The 17,984-nt window shown below is 61.0% G+C and carries 19 protein-coding genes; 9 read left to right on the forward strand and 10 right to left on the reverse strand.

Annotated elements, in window-relative coordinates; all coding sequences use genetic code 11:
* Window position 1: 1 nt before the first annotated feature.
* Window positions 2-802, reverse strand: coding sequence for an alpha/beta fold hydrolase (locus ACMGGW_RS05125; protein ID WP_149570890.1), 801 nt, complete (start codon window positions 800-802; stop codon window positions 2-4).
* 238 nt (window positions 803-1,040) lie between these two features.
* On the opposite strand from ACMGGW_RS05125, the gene ACMGGW_RS05130 reads away from it, so the two are divergent.
* The 5 genes from ACMGGW_RS05130 (at window position 1,041) to ACMGGW_RS05150 (ending at window position 6,532) form a co-directional block, all read left to right on the forward strand.
* Window positions 1,041-1,796 carry a CDP-diacylglycerol diphosphatase gene (locus tag ACMGGW_RS05130; protein ID WP_188016111.1) on the forward strand — a complete coding sequence of 252 codons (756 nt, stop codon included), beginning with the start codon at window positions 1,041-1,043 and terminating at the stop codon, window positions 1,794-1,796.
* Window positions 1,797-1,964: 168 nt separating this feature from the next.
* The gene (locus ACMGGW_RS05135) at window positions 1,965-2,489 is read left to right on the forward strand and encodes a MarR family winged helix-turn-helix transcriptional regulator (protein ID WP_049208938.1); all 525 of its coding nucleotides are present in this window, start codon (window positions 1,965-1,967) and stop codon (window positions 2,487-2,489) included.
* Window positions 2,486-3,817, forward strand: coding sequence for a cytochrome c (locus ACMGGW_RS05140; protein WP_240275381.1), 1,332 nt, complete (start codon window positions 2,486-2,488; stop codon window positions 3,815-3,817). Before ACMGGW_RS05135 ends, ACMGGW_RS05140 begins: the two co-directional genes overlap by 4 nt.
* A 16-nt stretch (window positions 3,818-3,833) precedes the next feature.
* On the forward strand, window positions 3,834-4,286 hold the full coding sequence (locus tag ACMGGW_RS05145) for a (2Fe-2S)-binding protein (RefSeq protein WP_043136855.1): 453 nt from the start codon (window positions 3,834-3,836) through the stop codon (window positions 4,284-4,286).
* 2 nt (window positions 4,287-4,288) lie between these two features.
* Window positions 4,289-6,532 carry a xanthine dehydrogenase family protein molybdopterin-binding subunit gene (locus ACMGGW_RS05150; protein ID WP_167324925.1) on the forward strand — a complete coding sequence of 748 codons (2,244 nt, stop codon included), beginning with the start codon at window positions 4,289-4,291 and terminating at the stop codon, window positions 6,530-6,532.
* A gap of 38 nt (window positions 6,533-6,570) precedes the next feature.
* On the opposite strand, the gene ACMGGW_RS05155 is transcribed toward ACMGGW_RS05150, so the two are convergent.
* The 6 genes from ACMGGW_RS05155 to lsrK all read right to left on the reverse strand — a co-directional run bounded on the left by ACMGGW_RS05155 (window position 6,571) and on the right by lsrK (window position 12,121).
* A complete protein-coding gene (locus ACMGGW_RS05155) occupies window positions 6,571-6,873 on the reverse strand; it encodes a hypothetical protein (protein WP_025301990.1) in 303 nt (100 codons plus the stop codon).
* A complete protein-coding gene (locus tag ACMGGW_RS05160) occupies window positions 6,870-7,505 on the reverse strand; it encodes an AAA family ATPase (RefSeq protein WP_025301991.1) in 636 nt (211 codons plus the stop codon). The genes ACMGGW_RS05155 and ACMGGW_RS05160 overlap by 4 nt, the downstream gene beginning before the upstream one ends.
* Window positions 7,506-7,777: 272 nt before the next feature.
* Window positions 7,778-8,119, reverse strand: coding sequence for an HNH nuclease YajD (yajD, locus tag ACMGGW_RS05165; protein ID WP_004939576.1), 342 nt, complete (start codon window positions 8,117-8,119; stop codon window positions 7,778-7,780).
* Window positions 8,120-8,173: 54 nt separating this feature from the next.
* Window positions 8,174-9,091, reverse strand: coding sequence for a LysR family transcriptional regulator (locus ACMGGW_RS05170; RefSeq protein ID WP_049203865.1), 918 nt, complete (start codon window positions 9,089-9,091; stop codon window positions 8,174-8,176).
* 59 nt (window positions 9,092-9,150) lie between these two features.
* Window positions 9,151-10,335 carry an MFS transporter gene (locus ACMGGW_RS05175; RefSeq protein ID WP_089180663.1) on the reverse strand — a complete coding sequence of 395 codons (1,185 nt, stop codon included), beginning with the start codon at window positions 10,333-10,335 and terminating at the stop codon, window positions 9,151-9,153.
* Between the two features lie 220 nt (window positions 10,336-10,555).
* Window positions 10,556-12,121 carry an autoinducer-2 kinase gene (lsrK, locus tag ACMGGW_RS05180; RefSeq protein WP_025301994.1) on the reverse strand — a complete coding sequence of 522 codons (1,566 nt, stop codon included), beginning with the start codon at window positions 12,119-12,121 and terminating at the stop codon, window positions 10,556-10,558.
* 193 nt (window positions 12,122-12,314) lie between these two features.
* On the opposite strand from lsrK, the gene lsrG reads away from it, so the two are divergent.
* The 3 genes from lsrG to ACMGGW_RS05195 all read left to right on the forward strand — a co-directional run bounded on the left by lsrG (window position 12,315) and on the right by ACMGGW_RS05195 (window position 14,275).
* Entirely contained in the window at window positions 12,315-12,608 is a 294-nt protein-coding gene (gene lsrG, locus ACMGGW_RS05185) for a (4S)-4-hydroxy-5-phosphonooxypentane-2,3-dione isomerase (protein ID WP_033642299.1), read from the forward strand.
* 87 nt (window positions 12,609-12,695) lie between these two features.
* The gene (locus ACMGGW_RS05190) at window positions 12,696-13,601 is read left to right on the forward strand and encodes an EamA family transporter (protein WP_025301996.1); all 906 of its coding nucleotides are present in this window, start codon (window positions 12,696-12,698) and stop codon (window positions 13,599-13,601) included.
* Window positions 13,602-13,684: 83 nt separating this feature from the next.
* Window positions 13,685-14,275, forward strand: a complete 591-nt coding sequence (locus tag ACMGGW_RS05195; RefSeq protein WP_043136876.1) for a LysE family translocator — start codon at window positions 13,685-13,687, stop codon at window positions 14,273-14,275.
* Here the strand turns inward: ACMGGW_RS05195 and ACMGGW_RS05200 are convergent.
* Entirely contained in the window at window positions 14,251-15,078 is an 828-nt protein-coding gene (locus ACMGGW_RS05200; protein ID WP_197758601.1) for a helix-turn-helix domain-containing protein, read from the reverse strand. The two genes, ACMGGW_RS05195 and ACMGGW_RS05200, sit on opposite strands and share 25 nt — an antisense overlap.
* A gap of 69 nt (window positions 15,079-15,147) precedes the next feature.
* On the opposite strand from ACMGGW_RS05200, the gene ACMGGW_RS05205 reads away from it, so the two are divergent.
* The gene (locus tag ACMGGW_RS05205; RefSeq protein WP_025301999.1) at window positions 15,148-15,366 is read left to right on the forward strand and encodes a DUF7661 family protein; all 219 of its coding nucleotides are present in this window, start codon (window positions 15,148-15,150) and stop codon (window positions 15,364-15,366) included.
* A 9-nt stretch (window positions 15,367-15,375) separates the two neighbouring features.
* Here the strand turns inward: ACMGGW_RS05205 and ACMGGW_RS05210 are convergent, their stop codons facing one another.
* Together ACMGGW_RS05210 and amyA are read right to left on the reverse strand one after the other, a co-directional pair.
* Complete coding sequence (locus tag ACMGGW_RS05210) at window positions 15,376-16,224, reverse strand: PA4780 family RIO1-like protein kinase (protein WP_025302000.1); 849 nt, start codon at window positions 16,222-16,224, stop codon at window positions 15,376-15,378.
* Window positions 16,225-16,344: 120 nt separating this feature from the next.
* Entirely contained in the window at window positions 16,345-17,835 is a 1,491-nt protein-coding gene (gene amyA / locus ACMGGW_RS05215; protein WP_197832338.1) for an alpha-amylase, read from the reverse strand.
* Between the last annotated feature and the right edge of the window lie 149 nt (window positions 17,836-17,984).

Here is a 17,984-nt window from a genome sequence, read left to right on the forward strand (position 1 = left end):
CTTACCAGAACAGCGGCGTGGTGTTTTCAGCCAGAAATGCCAGCAGCGTTTCGTTGACCGCCGCCGGGTTTTCCTTGTTGCTGATATGCCCGGCGTTGGGGATCAGCACATGTTGGCAGCCGAGAAGATCCGCCATGCGCTGGCCCTCTGCCGGTGGGCGCGGCTTATCCTGTGCGCCGGTAATGACGATGCTGGCGGCGGAGATGTGTTCCAGCAGCGCCAGCTTGTCGGGGCGGCCAAAGATCATCCGGCCCAGCGGTACGATGCTCTCGCGCAGGCGATCGGCAGGCAGGTTCTGGAGCTGACACAACAGCGATTGCAATAAGGCATCGGGGACATCATCGGAATAAAACAGCGACGCGACATGTTCCAGCAGGGGCGACGCGATGGCGCCGGCCTGCTCCACGGCGGCCAGCATGCCCATATAGCGCTGCCGCGCTTCTGGGGTTTCGTCACCCAGGTAGCTGTCCAGCAGCGCCAGCACTTTCACCCGCTCCGGCGCCAGCGCCGCCAGTTCGGCGCCCCACATGCCGCCGACGGACAGGCCGACGATGCCGAATTCTTCGATATCCAAACGATCCATCAGCGCCAAATGGTCGGCGGCGATATCCGACAGGCTATTTCGCCCGGGCGGCAGCGCCGGTGAATCGCCGTGGCCCCAGAGATCCGGCACGATCAGGCGGTAGCGTTTAGCCAGCGCTTCAAACTGCGGCGCCCACATATTCAGATCGAACAGATAGCTGTGGCCCAGCAGCAACGGAAAGCCCGACCCTACGTCGAGGTAATGGAGGGATTTGCCCATCGTTGGCATCTTATCGGTTCCTTATATAAAGAGAGTCCCGGCTGCTTATATCACACTCATATTCAACCTGCGGTATTAATTTACCTTAAATTACTCAGGTGGAGGCTTATTTTTAATTATCCATTGCTAACAAGACGTCAATGAAAGGTGACATTAAGGATAATATTCTGGTCGATGCCAGAGCCTTGGTTTATGCTGGCGCTCCTTTCGGTATGGAATAGATAAACAGGGCGTCGCGATGAAAAGACTTTTCAGACTATTAATTATTTTGCTTGTCATTTTGCTGCTGGCGGCGGTGCTGTGGTGGTTCTTCGGGCGCGGCAATCCGAATGCGCTGTGGCAAATCGTCAGCCAACAGTGCGTGCCCAATCAGCAGCAGAACCACGATCCGGCGCCCTGCTTAAAGGTTGATTTAACCGAGGATTATGTGCTGTTTAAGGACAGCAAAGGCCCCTATCACGATCTGGTGATGCCGACCGAAAAGGTCAGCGGCATCGAGAGCCCGATATTGCAAGCGGATCGGACGCCGCCTTATTTCTCCCAGGCCTGGAATAATAGGGAACATATATCCGGCGAGCTGGGTAAACCGTTAAAAGACGCATGGGTTTCTCTGGCGGTCAATTCGAAATATGGCCGCTCTCAAAATCAGCTGCATATTCACGTTGCCTGCTTGCGCCAGGATGTCTATAACGCGCTGGGGGAACAGGCGGAGCAATTAGATCAACAGTGGCGGCCGCTGGCGGTGAAATTAGTCGGCCATCACTATCTGGCCAGAAAATTGGCGGGCACCGATTTAACCCAGGAAGATCCTTTCCGCTTGTTGCAAAACTACGTGGTCGAGCAGGGCGACAGCATCGGCAATTACGGCCTGGCGCTGGCGGTCAGCCCGCAGGGCGAAATGCTGCTGTTGGCAAACCGTTTGAAGTTGACCGATCTCAACCTGGGCTCGGCCGGTGAAATTCAGGACTACCGGTGCGAGGTGGCGGGGAACTGAATTTTTCTTATCGCTCCCCGTCGTGGGGGAGCGTATGCCGTGCGATACGAACTAACCAAATGTATTAACTCGTTTTTACTTTATTTTCCCTCATCTGCTTGATCCTGTTCTCATGTTCGATCTACTATTTGTTTGCACAAGCAAATAAATAATCGAGAGCAATCCGATATGCCACAACCACGTAAACTCCCTGCTGCGCTGGGCATCCATCTGGATGTGACCAATCGCCTGTGGCGCACGGCGATGGACCAGTCGGTGAAAATGACCAATCTGACGCGCCCGCATTGGCTGGCGCTGAGTGCGATTGCCGACTTGGGGGAGGGCTGCACGTTGAAAGACGTTTCGCAGCATTTGAACGCCGAAGTCTCGACGATGTCGCGCGCGCTGCTGTTTCTGGAAAAAAATCGGCTTATCGCTCGCGATGCTCTGTCCGAAGATAAGCGCGCCAAAGGCGTGAGAATGACCGAGGCCGGGCAGGAGATGCTGGCGCAGTTGGATCATTCCAGCCAACAGGCGCGGCAAAAGCTGCTTAGCGGTATTTCGGCCGACGATCTGGAGGCTTTTTACCGCGTATTGTTTGGCATCAAACATAACGCGATAGCGATGCTCGAACAGGACAATCTGTTGCCGGACGAGTTTGCGCTGTTGGCGGAGGAGCGAGCGGGGGCGATGAAGCCGGAAGGTGAAGCGTGAACGGCCGCTGGCGGAGAGCACAACAGCGGTGCGTTATCGCGTTGGGGATCTTCTCCTGCTCGGTCTTCGCCAGCCAGAATGACCAACAGGTCATCGCACGGGGAAAATACCTGGCTACCGCCGCAGATTGCGCGGCTTGTCACCGCGGCAGCGCCCAACAGGACGCCCCCTATGTCGGCGGTTATGCCATCGCTTCGCCGATGGGCGACATCATCGCCAGTAATATCACGCCCGCCAAAGGAACCGGCATTGGCGACTACAGTGAACCGCAGTTTCGCCGCGCCTTAACGCAGGGCATTCGGCGGGACGGTCAACCCTTGTATCCCGCCATGCCCTATACCGCTTATCAGGGGTTGAGCGATGACGATCTGCACGCGTTGTATCGCTATTTTATGGCCGGGGTCGCACCGGTCGATCGCGCGGTGCCTGAAACCCAACTGACGTTCCCTTTTTCCTGGCGTTATGCGATCCACGGCTGGAACTGGCTGTTTCTGAAAAAAACGCCCATCGATGAAGACGGGAAGAAGGCGCGTGGTCGCTATCTGGTGGATGTGTTGGGGCATTGCTCGGCGTGTCACAGCCCACGTAATGGGATGATGGCTGAACGCGGCGATCGCTACCTGGCGGGCGGAGAGGCAGGCGGTTGGATCGCGCCGAATATCACCTCGGATCCCGTTAGCGGCATCGGCGGCTGGAGCCGGGAAGAATTGGTGCAGTATCTGCGTACCGGGCGCAATGACAAAGCTCAGGCGGCCGGCGGCATGGCGGAGGCGGTGGAGCATAGCCTGCGTTTCCTGAGTGACGACGATCTCGACGCCATCGCCGACTGGCTCAAACAGACGCCGCCGCTTGTCACCGTACAAGGAACGAAAGCGGCCTATCACTATCAGGGAGGTGGCCAAGGCGACCCTGCTGGGCAGGCGCTGTATGCCGCTGCCTGCGCCAGCTGCCATCGCCTGGGCGGCGAGGGGGCTTACGACGGCCATTTCCCTTCTTTGACGCACAACTCCACCGTAGGCAGCGAGCAGGCCAATAACCTGATCATGGTGATGCTGCATGGCGTGCAGCGCCAGGGGGAGACGCTGCAGACCTGGATGCCGGGGTTCGCCGATAGCCTGGATGACCGGCAACTGGCCGAGTTGGGCAATTACGTATTGCAGCAATTCGGCAATCCGGCGGTCAGGATAACGCCGGAGCAAGTGGCTCGGCAGCGGGCGGGCGGTGAAAAACCGTTGTTGATTACGTCATTGCCTTATGTGTTCTGGGGCGGCGTATTGCTGGTATTGATCGTCATTGGGGCGTGGGTGAAACGTCGGGTGAAGCATTGATCCAAGAGAGGATGGCATGAAGTTCAATTTGAACGGCCAGGCGGTCGAATTTAACGGCGAGCCGGATACGCCGCTGCTGTGGGTGATCCGAGAACATTTTAAGTTAACCGGCACCAAGTTCGGCTGCGGTATTGGCGCCTGTGGCGCCTGTACGGTACATGTCGACGGTAAGGCAGTGCGTTCATGTTGCTATCCGCTGCAATTGGTGCGCGATCGGCAGGTGACCACCATCGAAGGGCTGTCCCTCGATCGCCGTCATCCGGTGCAGCAGGCCTGGATTGCGGAGGATGTGCCGCAGTGCGGCTACTGCCAATCAGGCATGATCATGGCGGTCAGCGCGCTGCTGGCGGAACACCCGAGGCCGGACGATCGGCAGATAGATGCGGGCCTGACCAATCTGTGCCGCTGCGCCACCTACCACCGGATCCGTGCGGCGGTGCACCGCGCCGCGGACAAGGGAGGATCTTGAGTATGGCGATCACCCGCAGAGCCTTGATAAAAGGCAGCGCGTTGGCAGTGGCCGCCATGCTGCTGCCGATATCGACGCGCAGCCTGGCGGCCGTGGTTTCACAGGACGTGGCGCCACCGGACGGTCAGCATGAATTGAACGATTGGATCTGGATCGATCGCGATGGGCGCATCGTTATCGGCGTGTCGCAATGTGAGGTCGGGCAGGGGATTTACACCGGCCTAGCCGAAGTGGTGGCGGCGGAGATGGATGCCGATTGGGCGCAGGTGACGGTGAAATTCGTCACCGGCCGTGACGCTTACCGTCAGGTTGCCGGGGGCGAGGCTTTCGCACAGTTTGTCGCCGCCTCAACCTCCATGACCAAATTCTATCAGCGTGCCCGGCTGGCCGGTGCACAGGCGAGAGATTTTTTTCTGCGGGCCGGCGCAAAACATTTCGCGCTTTCACCGGCGCAGTGCCGCACGGAGAAAGGCTGGGTGCTTGAGAAAGGCGGGCAGCGCAAGGTCGCCTACGGCGATCTGGTGCGCTATGCCGCCGAGCTGCCGTTGGATCCGCAGCCTGGTTTAAAGAGTGAGGCGCAAGAGCGAGAGAGTGTCATTGGCAAGCCGCTGTTGCGGGTTGATACGCCGGAGAAAGTGGACGGCAGTGCGATTTACGGTATCGATATCGACTTGCCGGAGATGCTGATCGGCGTTCCCTGGATGGTGCCCGATCTCAGCGGAAAGCTGGTCGCCGTGCGCAATGAACGGCAGATTCGGGCCATGCCGGGCGTGGTGGATCTGGTGCTGACCCGGCAGTGGTCGATGAACAACATGGTCGGATTGGATCACGATATGTCGCTCAATACGGTGATCGTGGTGGCGGCGAGCTACTGGCAGGCCAAAAAGGCGGCGGATTTGCTGGAGGTCGACTGGCTGCCGGGCGTAGGAAAAGCGCTGACCGATAGCGCGATTGCGGCGGAGAATCTGGCGATGTTGGATGGCGATACACTGGTGCCGGCGGTCGATCGCGGCGAGGCGTCGGCGTTGATTCGTGGCGCTGAACAAGGTTCACGCTTGCATGAGGCGCGTTACAGCGCACCTTATGTGGCGCACGCCACCCTGGAGCCTTGCAATGCCACCAGCCATTACGGAGAGGGCCGTATCGAAACCTGGGGCCCTTTCCAGGGCCAGGACATGGTACGCAACGTTCTGGCGAAAATGTTCGGGCTGAAGCCGACGGATGTGGTGGTGAATACGACCTATCTGGGGGGCAGCTTTGGGCGCAAATATCTGCCGGATGCCGTGATGCATGCTACCGCCGCCTCCCGGGCGGTGGGGAAACCGGTCAAAGTGATCTATCCGCGCGAGATCGACATGCGGCATGAATACTATCGTCCGGCCTGTATCAGCCATTATCGGGCGCTGTTGGATGAAAACGACTATCCGCAGGCGCTGTGGGCGCGCTATGCCGGGCAGTCTCTCTTCTGGCAAATGCGGCGCGAAACGGTCAACGAGGCCGGGGGATGGGATGAAAGTATGGTGGAGTGCGTTTACAGCACGCCGTATCGCATCCCACACCTGAAGGTGGAGGCCGGCATCGTCGATCAGCCGATCTCCCTGAGCTATCTGCGCGGTGTCGGCAGCGTCGCCAGCCTGTTCTTTTTGGAAAGCTTTATCAGCGAACTCAGCCATAAGGCCAACCGGGACGAATATTCGTATCGGCGGCATCTGTTGCAGGACAGCCCGGAAGCGTTGCGCGTCCTGGACGCCACCGCGGCGGCGGCCGGTTGGCAGCATGAGCCGCCGCTGGGCGTTTATCGCGGTATGGCGTGCAATATTTGGGTCGGCCGCAATAACGCTTTCACCACCTACGTCGGTTTGGTGGTTGAAATCGCCATCCAGGGGGGGCGACTACGGGTGCTGCGCGCGGTATGTGCGATTGACTGTGGCAAGGTGATAAACCCGAACCTGGTGCGTGCCAACGTAGAGGGCGGCATCGGCTTTGCGCTGACCACCTGTCTGCACAGCGAGCTGCATTTTGAACGGGGCGGCGTGGTGGAAGGGAATTTCGATCGCTATCCGCTGCTCGCGATCGCCGAAATGCCCAAGGTGGAGGTCGTGGTGCTCGATAGCGCGCGTGCACCGCAGGGATGCGGGGAAGTATCGACTGCGGTGGTCGCCCCGGCGATAGCCAGCGCGCTGCATAAGGCCACCGGCAAAACCTATCGTACTATGCCGTTCCCACGCGAGTTCTCGTCGGTGTAACGGCAGCCGCCGGTTTGGCCAGCCGGCGGGCCGTGCGGTCAGAGCTTTTTCAGCAGTTCCAGCAGTTGCGCTTCGCTTTTCTCCGCCAATCCGTCGATCGCCAGTTTGATGATGTCGGAACGGGTGATGCGCACGATGCCGTTGCGCGCCGCCTGCACGATCACTTCATCGATAGCCTCAATGTGGTTGTCCGTCAGGCTGACGGAGATCGCCTTATAGGTTCGCTTGCGGCCGGCCGGTTTGGCTTCTGGCGCGGGCGCCGCGACCGGCAGCGTGTGCGAGGTGGCGCTGTTGATGAATTCGTCTTCCGACATGCGGTGGGTGGGGGTGCGTTTTTTCACAGGATCACCTCTTTCACCAGGCATTCAATTTCGCTCTGCGCCTTTTCGTTGTTCGCCTCGTGCACGGTGATGGCTTCACCCCAGGCGTCACGGTAAATCTTGCGGTCGCACAGGCGGTTGCTCACCAGGGTGAACTCCGGGTATTCGCTCAGCACCTGCGCCGCTTCGTTGGCTTCATTAATGAAGATATTGGTCGGGCACATGTTCAATACGATGTAGCCTTTGACCTTCTCGTTGTATTCCTGCGCGGTGGAGAACATCTCCGACAGATAGCCAATGGTGTCGAGATCCATCTGCGAAGGGCGCAGCGGCGAGAGGAACAGATCGGCGGCCAGCAGGCCGGAGCGCAGTTCGGCGCTGTCGCGGCCGGCGGTGTCGACGATCACGTAGTCGTAATGGCGATCGAGCTCCAGCAGCGTTTCCTTGATTTTACCCGACGCGGCCACCACCGGAATGTGCGGCAGCCCCTCGACGTTCTGACGGTCGTTGTACCAGGTCATGATCGATTTCTGGTCGTCGGCATCGACGATGATCGCCGTCTTGCCTTGCTTAAGAATCAGATACCCGGCGATGTTCACCGCTTTCGTCGACTTGCCGACGCCGCCTTTTTGCGAGCCAATCAGGACAATCATGCTGCCATCTCTCAAGTTATTAAGCTGATAACTTATTAAGTTAATATGCTTATTAGGTTGATAATCAAACAGGTTAACAAGAACAACTCGCGAACAATATGCACCAACTGCGGCGGCTTGCCAAGCCAGTATGTTGTTAACTGCGCAGCTTATTTTGCGGTGAATCGGCCGGGTGGGTAAGTAGGAATTCTCTGGGAAGTGGCGGAACGGAAGAGAGTTTTTGTTAATTTAACAGCTTAATAAGTTAGTGGCTCATTAAGCTGTCGATGGCGTTACTTCTTCATCATCGCCTTCAGGTTGGCGAACGGGTTGTGGGTGGCGACGCCGATATCTTTCTGAGCGTCTTCACCGGCCACCACCGTTGAACCGTATTGATCGGCCTCGGTGTATTTCGAGTGCTCGTGGTCGTGACAATACAGGCACAGCATTTCCCAGTTGCTGCCGTCTTCGGGGTTGTTGCTGTGATCGTGATCGATATGGTGCACCGTCAGTTCGCGCAGGTTGGAATAGACGAATTCGCGTGAGCAGCGCCCGCACACCCAGGGGAACAGTTTCAGCGCTTTTTCGCGGTAGCCGGTTTCCAGCTTCGCATAGTTTTTGGGGATATAGGCCATGGTGGTTGTCCGTCGTGAATCACTATGCGGCAAATAATACCACACTGCGTGCGGCTACAACGTGCGGCTCATCTTGCCGCTGTCAAACGTCTCCACCGCCCAGTCGATAAACGCCCGCAGCTTGCCGCTGAGGTGGCGATTGGACGGGTAGACCACGTACATTTGCTCCGGCGGCGGCTGCCAATCGTGCAGCAGACTGACCAGCTCGCCGCTGTCGAGGTGCGGCTGCGCCATAAACCGATAGATCTGGATGATGCCCAATCCGGCCAGGCTCGCCGCCAGCAGCGCGTTGCCCTCATTGATGCTGACCGGGGAGCGCTGTTGAATGGCGATCTCTTTGCCGTGTTCGGCATAGCGCTGCGGGTGGATGCGGTCGTTAAGCGGGTGGCGATAGTGCACCATCGGAAAACCCTGTTCCAGATCGCACGGGTGGCGCGGCGTACCGTGAAGCGCCAGGTAGGCTGGGGTGGCGCAGCTGACCCAGTCCAAATCGAACAGGCGCCGGGCGATCAGGCTGGAGTCGGCCAACGGACCGCTGCGGATCACGCAGTCGGTGCTGTCGCTGATCAGATCGATCACGCGGTCGCCGACGCTCAGATCGATCTGTATCTGCGGATAGCGTGCCAGAAAGTCGGGCAGTGCCGGCAGCAGTAAGCGACGTGCGGTGCCACCGCCGGTGTCGATACGCAGCACGCCCTGCGGAGAGCTTTGCGATTCGGTCAGGCAGCCTTCCATCTGCTCCAAATCCGCCAGCCATTTCACCGTATTCTGGTAATAGCATTCACCTTCGCGGGTGACCGACACGCTGCGGGTGGTGCGCTGGAACAGCTTGGTCTGCAGGTGATCCTCCAGATTCTGGATCAGCTTGGTGACCGTCGCTTTCGGCATGCCCAGCGACTCGGCGGCGCGGGTAAAGCCGCCGGTTTCCACCACGCGGTTAAATACCCGGATAGCGAGCAAATGATGGTCCATAGGTTCTCAACGCCATGCCCCGGCGACGGCCGGGGCATGTTTCTGCAGATAGATAATGATTAACACTGTTTAGCGCCAATCGCGCCGGAGCGCAAGCTGAGGCCGAATACCAGCGTGGCGGAAAGGATCAGCGCGCCGCCGAACAGCATGGCGCTGCTGACGCCCTGCCAGTCCACCACCTCGCCGCCCAGCAGGGCGCCGGAAGCCAGCGCGATCTGGATGACGCACACCAATAGCGCCTGACCGGCTTCCGGCGCCTGCGGCACGGCGGCGAACATCCAGTTGGTGGCGCAGACCGGCACGGCGCCAAAGGCCAGCCCCCATACCAGCACCATCAGCGTGGCGCCGGCGAGGCCGCTGAGCAGCGGCGAAACGATCAAAATGCCCGCCAGCATGGCGGCGATCAGTATGAAGGTGGCGCGCAGGCTGTATTCCCCCAGACGCTCGCCGAGGAAGGTGCCCAGCAGGCCGATGGCGCCATAGGCCAACAGCTGCAGTGAGATAGCCGATGGGCTGAGGACGAACACCTGCTGCAGCAGGGGCCGCAGGTAGGTGTAGGCGGCGAAGTGGCCGATGAACAACAGCACGATGGCGATCAGGCCGATGCGCGCCATCGGCAGGCGCAGCGGCAGTACCAGATCGCGCGGTGTGACCGGCCGGGACGGTGGTACCGAGGTCAGCAAACGCAGCTGCGCCAACAGCACGCCGACCGCCAATGCCGCACCGCCGAAGAAGGCGGCGCGCCAGCCGAACAGATCGCCGATCAGCGCCCCGGCCGGCACGCCGCACACCGCGCCGACCGAGATGCCGCTGAGGATCAGCGCGGTGGCGCGGCCCTGGCTGGCTTCCGGCACCAGATGGCGGCCGTAGTTGGCGGCGAACGACCAGAAACCGCCGACGCAGATGCCCAGCAGCACGCGGCCCAGCAGCATCATCGGGAAGTTGACGGCCAGAGCCGCCACCAGGTTGGACACCATCAGCAGCAGCGACAACCCCAGCATCAGTAAACGCCGATCCAGACGGCCGGAAATCAGGCTCAATGCGGGAGCGGCCACCGCTGCCACGATGCCGGGCATGGTCACCATCAGCCCGGCGGTGCCGGTGCTGACGCCGAGCGAAGGGGCGATGTTGGTCAGCAGGCCGATCGGCAAGAACTCGGTGGTGACCATGACAAAACAGGCGACCGTCAGCGAGAAGATCGCCGGCCACGGGGATGATGCAGAGTTATCTTTATTATTCAGCATAATGCCGCTCGTCTCAGGTGAATGCGCAGGCCGCGCTCGGGGCGCGGCGTGATCAAAGTCACAATCTACGGCAGGCCGAAGGCGCAGATAAATCCATCTGCGGTGGTTACACTGTTTCTGAAGGGAAACAATCGCGGCGGCGAGTGAAAACGCGGCTCGCGCCGCGCCTAAGAGAAAGGAATAAAACGGCATAAGGTTATGACCGAATGCCGCGTGGCGCTTATAGCCCCGGCGCTTTCCACAGCGAGGTGGTCAGGCCGTTGTCCACCAGCGTCAACTGATCGGCGTAGACCCGCCGCCAGGTTTCTTTCTGTTCCTGATACAGCGCGTGGTGGGTCATGTCCGGCTGATGCTCGCGCTCCCAGCGCACCAATCGCTCGCCGGTCTCGGCCAGCGACTCGTACAGCCCGGCGCCGACGCCGGCGGCGATCGCGCAGCCCAGCGCGGTGGCCTCTTTCACCACCGGCACCCGCACCGTCAGCCCGGTGACGTCGCTGAGGATCTGGCTCCACAGTTTGCCCTTGGCACCGCCGCCGGCGAACACCAGCGAGCGCGCCTGCACGCCGGAGAAGGCGGCGATCTGCTCCAGATTGCAGGCGGAGACGATGGCGGCATTCTCCTCCAGCGCGCGGAACAGCGTCTGTTTGTTGCAGCGCTCCGGATCGATAGACATGTTGATGAACGACGGCGCCGCGTGATACCAGGTTTTGAAATGCATGGCGTCGGAAAAGATGGGCATCACGCCGTAGGCGCCCGGCGGCACTCTGGCCGCCATCTCTTCCAGCAGGCTATAGGCATCGACGCCCAGCCGCTCCGCCAGCAGTTTCTCTTCGGCGCAGAACGCGTCGCGGAACCAGCGCATGGTCAGGCCGGTAAAGAAGCTGATGGATTCTGCCTGCGCCATACCGGGAATGACGTGGGGGTTGATGCGGATGTTCATCTCCGGATCGATGGCCGGCTCCGGCAGGTTGACGATTTGCTGCCAGAAGGTGCCGCCGAGCACTGCCGTCTGCCCGGCGCGCACGATGCCAAGCCCCAGGCTGCCGAGCTGCACGTCGCCACCGCCCATCACCACCGGGGTGCCGCGCAGCAGCCCGCTTTCCTGCGCCGCCTGTTCGGTGACGCACCCCAGCACGCTGCCGGTCTCTTTCACCGGCGACAGAATATCGGCGCGCAGCCCGGCCATATCGAGCAGCGCCGGCCGCCAGTCACGGCTGCTCAGATCCAGCATGCCGGTGGTGCCGGCGTTGGAAGGATCGACCGCCAGCTCGCCGCTCAGCATGTTGGCCAGCCAGTCGCTGATCATGGTCAGCGTCGCCGCCTGGCGATAGATGTCCGGGCGGTGGTGCGCCAGCCATAGCAGGCGCGGCATGGCGCTCAGCGCCAGCGTCTGGCCGGAGTATTGATACACCTCGCGTTCGAAGCCGTGGTTGTGCAGCTCTTTCAGTTCACTGACCTCATGGCTGGCGCGCGCATCGACGTTGGCACAGGCCCAGATCGGCACGCCGTTGCGATCGTACAGAACGATGCCTTCGCGCATCGAGCAGCAGGCCACCGCGCGGATCGCCTGAGCGCTCAATCCAGCGCGTTGCATTGCCTGGCGGATGCACTGGCAGGCCAGCTGCCAGTTGCGGTTGAGGTCAAACTCCATTGAGCCGGGTACGCCCGGCACCGCCAGGTGTTGCCACTCCGCCTGGCCGTGCGCGATCTGGTTACCCGCCAAATCGAAGATCACGGCGCGAATGCTGCCTGTTCCTGCATCCAGCGCCATCAAGTAGTTATCCATAGCCTATGCTCTCAGGGGGAGGAGTGTTAACTATAGATGCCGCCGTCTTCCCTCGCCGGGGGTGGGGTGGGCATCGCCGGTGCGATTTGTGAGCCAGGCGGCAAAATTGCCGTTGCGGCAGGGCAATCGGTGGGAATAAACCTATGGTTGGAAAGCGCCATGCTACGGCGCGCCGTTCAAACAAGGAGCTGTCATGCACGTCACATTGGTAGAGATCAACGTTAAACAGGACAAAATCGACGAATTTATCGACGTTTTCCGCGCCAATCATCTGGGGGCGATCGAAGAGCCGGGCAACCTGCGCTTCGACGTGCTGCAGGATGAGCATATTCCGACGCGGTTTTACATCTACGAAGCCTATCGCGACGAGCAGGCGGTGGCGGCGCATAAGCAGACCCCGCATTACCTGCAGTGCGTGGAGAAGCTGGAAGCGCTGATGACCGGCCCGCGCAAGAAAACCACCTTTATCGGCCTGATGCCGGAATAAGCGCCGGCGTTTGCCGGTGTCCATGTCCCCGGTTTGGTTGTAATCTGCAAGGTAAAGCGAATTTTCAATGGGATAAGCGGGGCGAGGATGACATTGCGCGATCGGCTGTTGGCGCTGTTGGTGGTGGTGATCTGGGGTGTGAATTTCGTCGTCATCAAGTTCGGTTTACAGGGCATGCCCCCGTTTCTGCTGGCTGGGATGCGCTTTTTGCTGGTGGCGTTGCCGGCGATCTTCTTTATTCCGCGCCCGACGATCCCGTGGAAATGGCTGTTGCTGTACGGCATGACCATGAGCTTCGCGCAGTTCGCGTTTTTGTTCGTCGCCATCAAGGTGGGCATGCCGGCGGGGCTGGCCTCACTGGTGCTGCAGGCGCAGGTGTTTTTCACCCTGCTGTTGGGTGTCGTGCTGATGGGCGAAAAGCTGCGCGTCAACCATTTCGTCGGCATTGCTATCGCCAGCGGCGGCATGCTGGTGCTGGCGCAGGCCAGCCTGCATAAGCCGGGCAGCGGCGCGGTCCCCCTGGCGGGCCTGCTGCTGACCCTGGCGGCGGCGTTTTCCTGGGCGCTGGGCAACCTGACCAACAAGAAGATCCTGGCCGGTTTCCCGCAGCGCAACATTTTGTCGCTGGTGGTGTGGAGCGCGCCGATCCCGGTCGTGCCGTTCCTGGTCTGCAGCTGGCTGTTCGACGGCCCGCAGGTGGTGCTCGCCAGCCTGAGCCATGTGCAGGTCGGCACCTGGCTGGCGATTGCCTATCTGGCGTTCGCCGCCACGCTGTTCGGTTATTCTGTGTGGGGCAGCCTGCTGGGGCGCTACGAAACCTGGCGCGTCGCGCCGTTGACGCTGCTGGTACCGTTGGTCGGGCTGTTTGCCGCCTGGCTGCTGCTGGACGAAGCGCTGTCGCCGGCGCAGTTCGGCGGCGCATTGCTGGTGCTGGCCGGCATGGCGGTCAACACCTTTGGGCTGCCGCGCCGCCGGGCCGTCGCCGTGCGCTAAATTGAACAGGGCAATTCTGTTCAATACGTTGTCGGCGCGGCCCGGCACTCTGGCACCTGTGAATATTTTCTCAGGTGCCCATCATGAATATCTACCTTTCCATGGCCGCGTTCGCGCTGGCGGCCTCCATCACCCCCGGCCCGGTCAACATCGTCGCATTGAGCGCCGGGGCGCAATTCGGCTTTGGCGCGACCCAGCGTCACGTATTCGGCGCCACGCTGGGGTTTACCCTGTTGCTGTTACTGCTGGGATTGGGCATGCACCAACTGCTGATCCTGTGGCCGGCGCTGACCCGCTTGATTCAGTGGGCCGGCGTGGCCTTCCTGCTGTTTATGGCCTACCGGCTGGCGTTTGACGACGGCAGGCTGGGCAACGGCGCGGCGCAGGCGCCTTCCTGTTGGTACGGCGCGCTGATGCAATGGCTGAATCCCAAGGCATGGTTGGCGTCGGTGGCCAGCCTCGGCGCTTTTGTCGGCGACGGCGACATCCGGCTGCTGTGGCAATTCGCCGGGCTCTACTTCGTGATTTGCTATGCCTCAGTGGCCTGCTGGGCCTATGTCGGTGCGATGCTGCGCGGCCTGCTCAGGCAGGCACGCAACGTACAGCGTTTCAACCGCGTGATGGCGGCGTTGCTGGCGGCCAGCGCCTGCTATCTGTTGGCGGAGGGTTTTTGATACTGGCCGGGCGTGGCGGCCAGCAGCTGTTTGAAGGTGCGCTGAAAGTGCGCCTGATCGGCAAAGCCGCTTTCGCTGGCGGCCGCGGCGATCGGCAGGCCGCTTTTCAATAGCCGATGGCCGTGCTGCACGCGGCGATTGACCAGATAAGCGTGCGGCGTCATGCCGTAACGCTGGCGGAAGGCGCGGATCAGGTAAGAGGGCGAGAGCGCGGCGGCGCGGCAAATATCGTCCAGCGTCAGCGGCCGGGTGCAGTGCGCGTCGATAAACGCCGCCGCCGCTTCCAGTCGGGCATGCGGCGGTGTCTCCGGCTGGCGGCCGCTGCCCAGCCCGATCTGCAGGGCGCTGAAATACTCCACCATGGCGATCTGTTTTTCCAGCGCGCTGCACAGCGGATCCGTCAGCAGCGCATAAAGCCGATTCAGGCCGTGGAACAGCACCGGATCGCGGCTGAGCGGCCGGCTGAAGGGGACAAAACGCTCGCCTTCGCCCCCGAGCAGCTCCTGCTGCAGCGCGCCGATCCAGGCGAGATCGAGATAGAACATGATGTATGACCAACGGCGGTCGGCGATCGGATTACAGGCATGCGCCTGCTGCGGGTTGATGACAACCAGATCGCCGGCGCTAACCTGCATGCGCCGCTCGCCGTTGACATAGGTGCTGACGCCGCCGGTGATGGCACCGATGGAAAAGAATTCGTGGCTGTGCAGGCTGTAACACGCCTGGCGGCCATCCGCGATGGCGCGGGCTTCGACGAACGGCAACTGCGGATCGCGCCAGAACTGCGGCGTTTTTTCACTCATACGCTTTCCTTTTCACTGCGGCGGCATCACAGTGTTATAGCCTGAAAGCGACGAGAGGGGGAATGGCGGATGATGATTTTTAACGTGTTCGGCCGTCTGCTGGGCGTGAAGCGCATCGGGGATGAGTGGCGGCTGTTCCGCGTGACGCTGCCGGAGCGCAAGTATGCCCCCAGCCACGATATCGTGCTGCCGGCCGATCTGCGCGAAGAGGAGATCGCCGGCTATCTGGGGGATATTTATCACGAGGCCGCGACGCCGCAGCGGCCGGACGTGTTTCGCGTCGAATAGCGCGGCGCGTTACTCTTCCGCGTTGCGCGCCATGATGCGGCGCTGGTGTTCCTCGCTGGCGGCCTGGATCTCTTCCAGCACCGAGCCGACATCGGCGCGCTTCTGGATTTCGCTGAACCGGCCGCTGAGGGCGCTGTCCGGCGTCAGATTGCCTTCCTGATACAGCGCCCAAATCTCTTTGGCGTATTGGCTGTCGCGCAGTTCCGGCGCGAATTGGCCATAATATTCCGCCAAATTGTTGATATCGCGCTCGAACATGCTTTTGGCGTGGTTGTTGGCGGCGGCGTCCACCACCTGCGGCAGATCGATGATCACCGGCCCGTCTTTATCCATCAGCACATTGAATTCCGACAGATCGCCGTGCACCAGCCCGGCGCACAGCATGCGCACCGCGTAGTTCATCATCAGGGCGTGATCGGCCCGCGCCTGTTCCGGCGTCAGGATGACATCGCTCAGGCGCGGCGCCACCAGACCTTCTTCGTCGGTAATTAGCTCCATCAGCAGCACGCCGTCCAGGCAGATATCCGGCTGCGGCACCCGCACCCCGGCCTTGGCCAGCAGATACAGCGCGTCCACTTCGGTGTTTTGCCAGGCTTCTTCCTGCTGCTGGCGGCCGAATTTGGAGCCTTTGCTCATGGCGCGCGCGTCGCGGCTGTTGCGCACCTTGCGCCCTTCCTGATAGTGAACGGCCTGCTTGAAGTTGCGCTTCTCGGCCTCTTTGTACACTTTGGCGCAGCGGATCTCATCGCCGCAGCGCACGATAAACACGTCGGCTTCTTTGCCGCTTTTCAACCGGCGGATGACATCGTCGATTAACCCGTCATCTACCAGCGGCTGGAGTCGTTTTGGAATTTTCATGCAGCCTTGTACCCTATTTAGGCTCCGGTGTGAATGGCTTGCGCAGTTGATAGCGTAAGTTAGACCCGAAAGGCAAACATTAGTTTTGCCGCCGCGGCATCATTGCACGGCGGCGGGCGTTCACAGGCTGCCTGTCGGCACCCAGACGCTGACGCTGCCGGCGTTGACCGGGAAATGGGCGCTGCCCTGGTCGTCGGTGGTGATTTCCTCCTGGCGGTTACCGAGGAAATCGCGCCAGGCGATGTGCGCCAAATCGGCGCCCAGCGCGACCGTCTTGCCGCTCTCGCTGCCGTTGGTCAGTACCACCACGCAGCCGGGGGCCTCGGCGGTGCCGGCGCGGCTGAAGGCCACGCAGTGGCTGTCGTCGAAGTAGTCGGTTTGCGGGCCGTTGGCGAAGCGCTGGCGGGCGGCGATCAGCTTCTCCAACTCCGGGATCGCCGGCATGTCAATCTGGTACTCGCCGCCGTCGCGCCCCTTGTCGCGGTAGCTGGCGCCATACAGGTCGGGGTAAAACACGCAGGGCACGCCCTGTTCGCGCAGCAGGATCAGCGCGTAGGCCAGCGGTTTGAACCAGGGTTCCACCGGCGCTTCCAGCGATTGCAGCGGCTGGGTATCGTGGTTGGCGACCAGCGTCACCGCGTGGGCCGGATCGGCGGCGGTCAGGGTATCGGTGAAGATCTGCGCCATGTCGAAGCCGTCGCCCTGTTTTGACGCCTGATGAAACTTCAGGTGCAGCGCCACGTCGAACAGCATCACCTTGCCGTCCACCAACTCGATGTATTGTTGCAGCGCGCCGAGGTCGTGCGACCAGTATTCGGCAACGATAAACAGATCGCGCTGCGCGCTGTCGCGCACGTGATCCGCCCACTCTTTGAAAAACCAGGCGGGGATGTGTTTGGCGGCGTCGAGGCGGAAGCCGTCGCACGGCAGCGTGTCCAGCAGCCAGCGCGCCCAGTATTTGAGCTCCTCCGTCACGGCGGTATTGCGGAACTCCACGTCGGCGCCCATCAGATAGTCATAGTTGCCTTTCTCGTCGTCGACCTGATCGTTCCAGCCGTCGTCGCCGTAGTCGTTGGCGATTTTAAACACCCCTTTGTCGTCCGGCTGCTCAACGTAATCGACGCCGCTGAAGCATGTGTAATCCCAGATAAACTCGGAATGCACGCCCTGGCGGCCGGGAAAGGTGAAGCGGGTGTAGGCCAGCGCGTCGAAGCCCTGGTCGTTGATGTCGTTGCGGTTGTTGGCGTCCACCTTGAACACGTGTACCCGTTCTTTTTCGTCCGCGCCGAGCTTGTGGTTGAACACCACGTCGTAGATCACCCCCACGCCGTGTTCGCGCAGCGTAGTGGCGGCATGTTCCAGCGCCGCCTTGTCGCCGTATTTGGTGGCCACGCTGCCTTTCTGGTCAAATTCGCCCAGATCGAACAGATCGTAGGTGTCGTAGCCGACGGAGTAGCCGCCGGAAGCGCCCTTGCAGGCGGGGGGTAGCCACAGATCGGTGATGCCCAGTTCGGCAAGGTGCGGGGCGCGCTCGGCGGCCTCCTGCCACAGTTTGCCGCCGTCGGGGTAGTACCAGTGGAAGAATTGCAGCAGGGTGGTTTTTTTCGTCATGAGCCAGCGTCCCGGTTAGCCAGAAGGAAAGGAGCAGTTAAAGCATGGGCTACTTTTGGCAAAAGGGACAATGGCGTAGGGGGGCGCGCGAAGGCAGGCGTAAATATGTAACCGATATTGACGGGATAGCGATTAAGTTGCTGCTATCA

The sequence above is a fragment of the Serratia sp. BNK-4 genome (assembly GCF_048685115.1).
In the GTDB taxonomy this organism is placed as follows: domain Bacteria; phylum Pseudomonadota; class Gammaproteobacteria; order Enterobacterales; family Enterobacteriaceae; genus Serratia; species Serratia bockelmannii.

What these genes read in the sequence shown, in the direction of transcription:
- ACMGGW_RS05125 (WP_149570890.1), bottom strand. Translation starts at nt 802, where the DNA reads ATGGGCAAATCCCTCCATTACCTCGACGTAGGGTCGGGCTTTCCGTTG.
- ACMGGW_RS05130 (WP_188016111.1), top strand. Translation starts at nt 1,041, where the DNA reads ATGAAAAGACTTTTCAGACTATTAATTATTTTGCTTGTCATTTTGCTG.
- ACMGGW_RS05135 (WP_049208938.1), top strand. Translation starts at nt 1,965, where the DNA reads ATGCCACAACCACGTAAACTCCCTGCTGCGCTGGGCATCCATCTGGAT.
- ACMGGW_RS05145 (WP_043136855.1), top strand. Translation starts at nt 3,834, where the DNA reads ATGAAGTTCAATTTGAACGGCCAGGCGGTCGAATTTAACGGCGAGCCG.
- ACMGGW_RS05150 (WP_167324925.1), top strand. Translation starts at nt 4,289, where the DNA reads ATGGCGATCACCCGCAGAGCCTTGATAAAAGGCAGCGCGTTGGCAGTG.
- ACMGGW_RS05160 (WP_025301991.1), bottom strand. Translation starts at nt 7,505, where the DNA reads ATGATTGTCCTGATTGGCTCGCAAAAAGGCGGCGTCGGCAAGTCGACG.
- yajD (WP_004939576.1), bottom strand. Translation starts at nt 8,119, where the DNA reads ATGGCCTATATCCCCAAAAACTATGCGAAGCTGGAAACCGGCTACCGC.
- ACMGGW_RS05170 (WP_049203865.1), bottom strand. Translation starts at nt 9,091, where the DNA reads ATGGACCATCATTTGCTCGCTATCCGGGTATTTAACCGCGTGGTGGAA.
- ACMGGW_RS05175 (WP_089180663.1), bottom strand. Translation starts at nt 10,335, where the DNA reads ATGCTGAATAATAAAGATAACTCTGCATCATCCCCGTGGCCGGCGATC.
- lsrK (WP_025301994.1), bottom strand. Translation starts at nt 12,121, where the DNA reads ATGGATAACTACTTGATGGCGCTGGATGCAGGAACAGGCAGCATTCGC.
- lsrG (WP_033642299.1), top strand. Translation starts at nt 12,315, where the DNA reads ATGCACGTCACATTGGTAGAGATCAACGTTAAACAGGACAAAATCGAC.
- ACMGGW_RS05190 (WP_025301996.1), top strand. Translation starts at nt 12,696, where the DNA reads ATGACATTGCGCGATCGGCTGTTGGCGCTGTTGGTGGTGGTGATCTGG.
- ACMGGW_RS05195 (WP_043136876.1), top strand. Translation starts at nt 13,685, where the DNA reads ATGAATATCTACCTTTCCATGGCCGCGTTCGCGCTGGCGGCCTCCATC.
- ACMGGW_RS05200 (WP_197758601.1), bottom strand. Translation starts at nt 15,078, where the DNA reads ATGAGTGAAAAAACGCCGCAGTTCTGGCGCGATCCGCAGTTGCCGTTC.
- ACMGGW_RS05205 (WP_025301999.1), top strand. Translation starts at nt 15,148, where the DNA reads ATGATGATTTTTAACGTGTTCGGCCGTCTGCTGGGCGTGAAGCGCATC.
- ACMGGW_RS05210 (WP_025302000.1), bottom strand. Translation starts at nt 16,224, where the DNA reads ATGAAAATTCCAAAACGACTCCAGCCGCTGGTAGATGACGGGTTAATC.
- amyA (WP_197832338.1), bottom strand. Translation starts at nt 17,835, where the DNA reads ATGACGAAAAAAACCACCCTGCTGCAATTCTTCCACTGGTACTACCCC.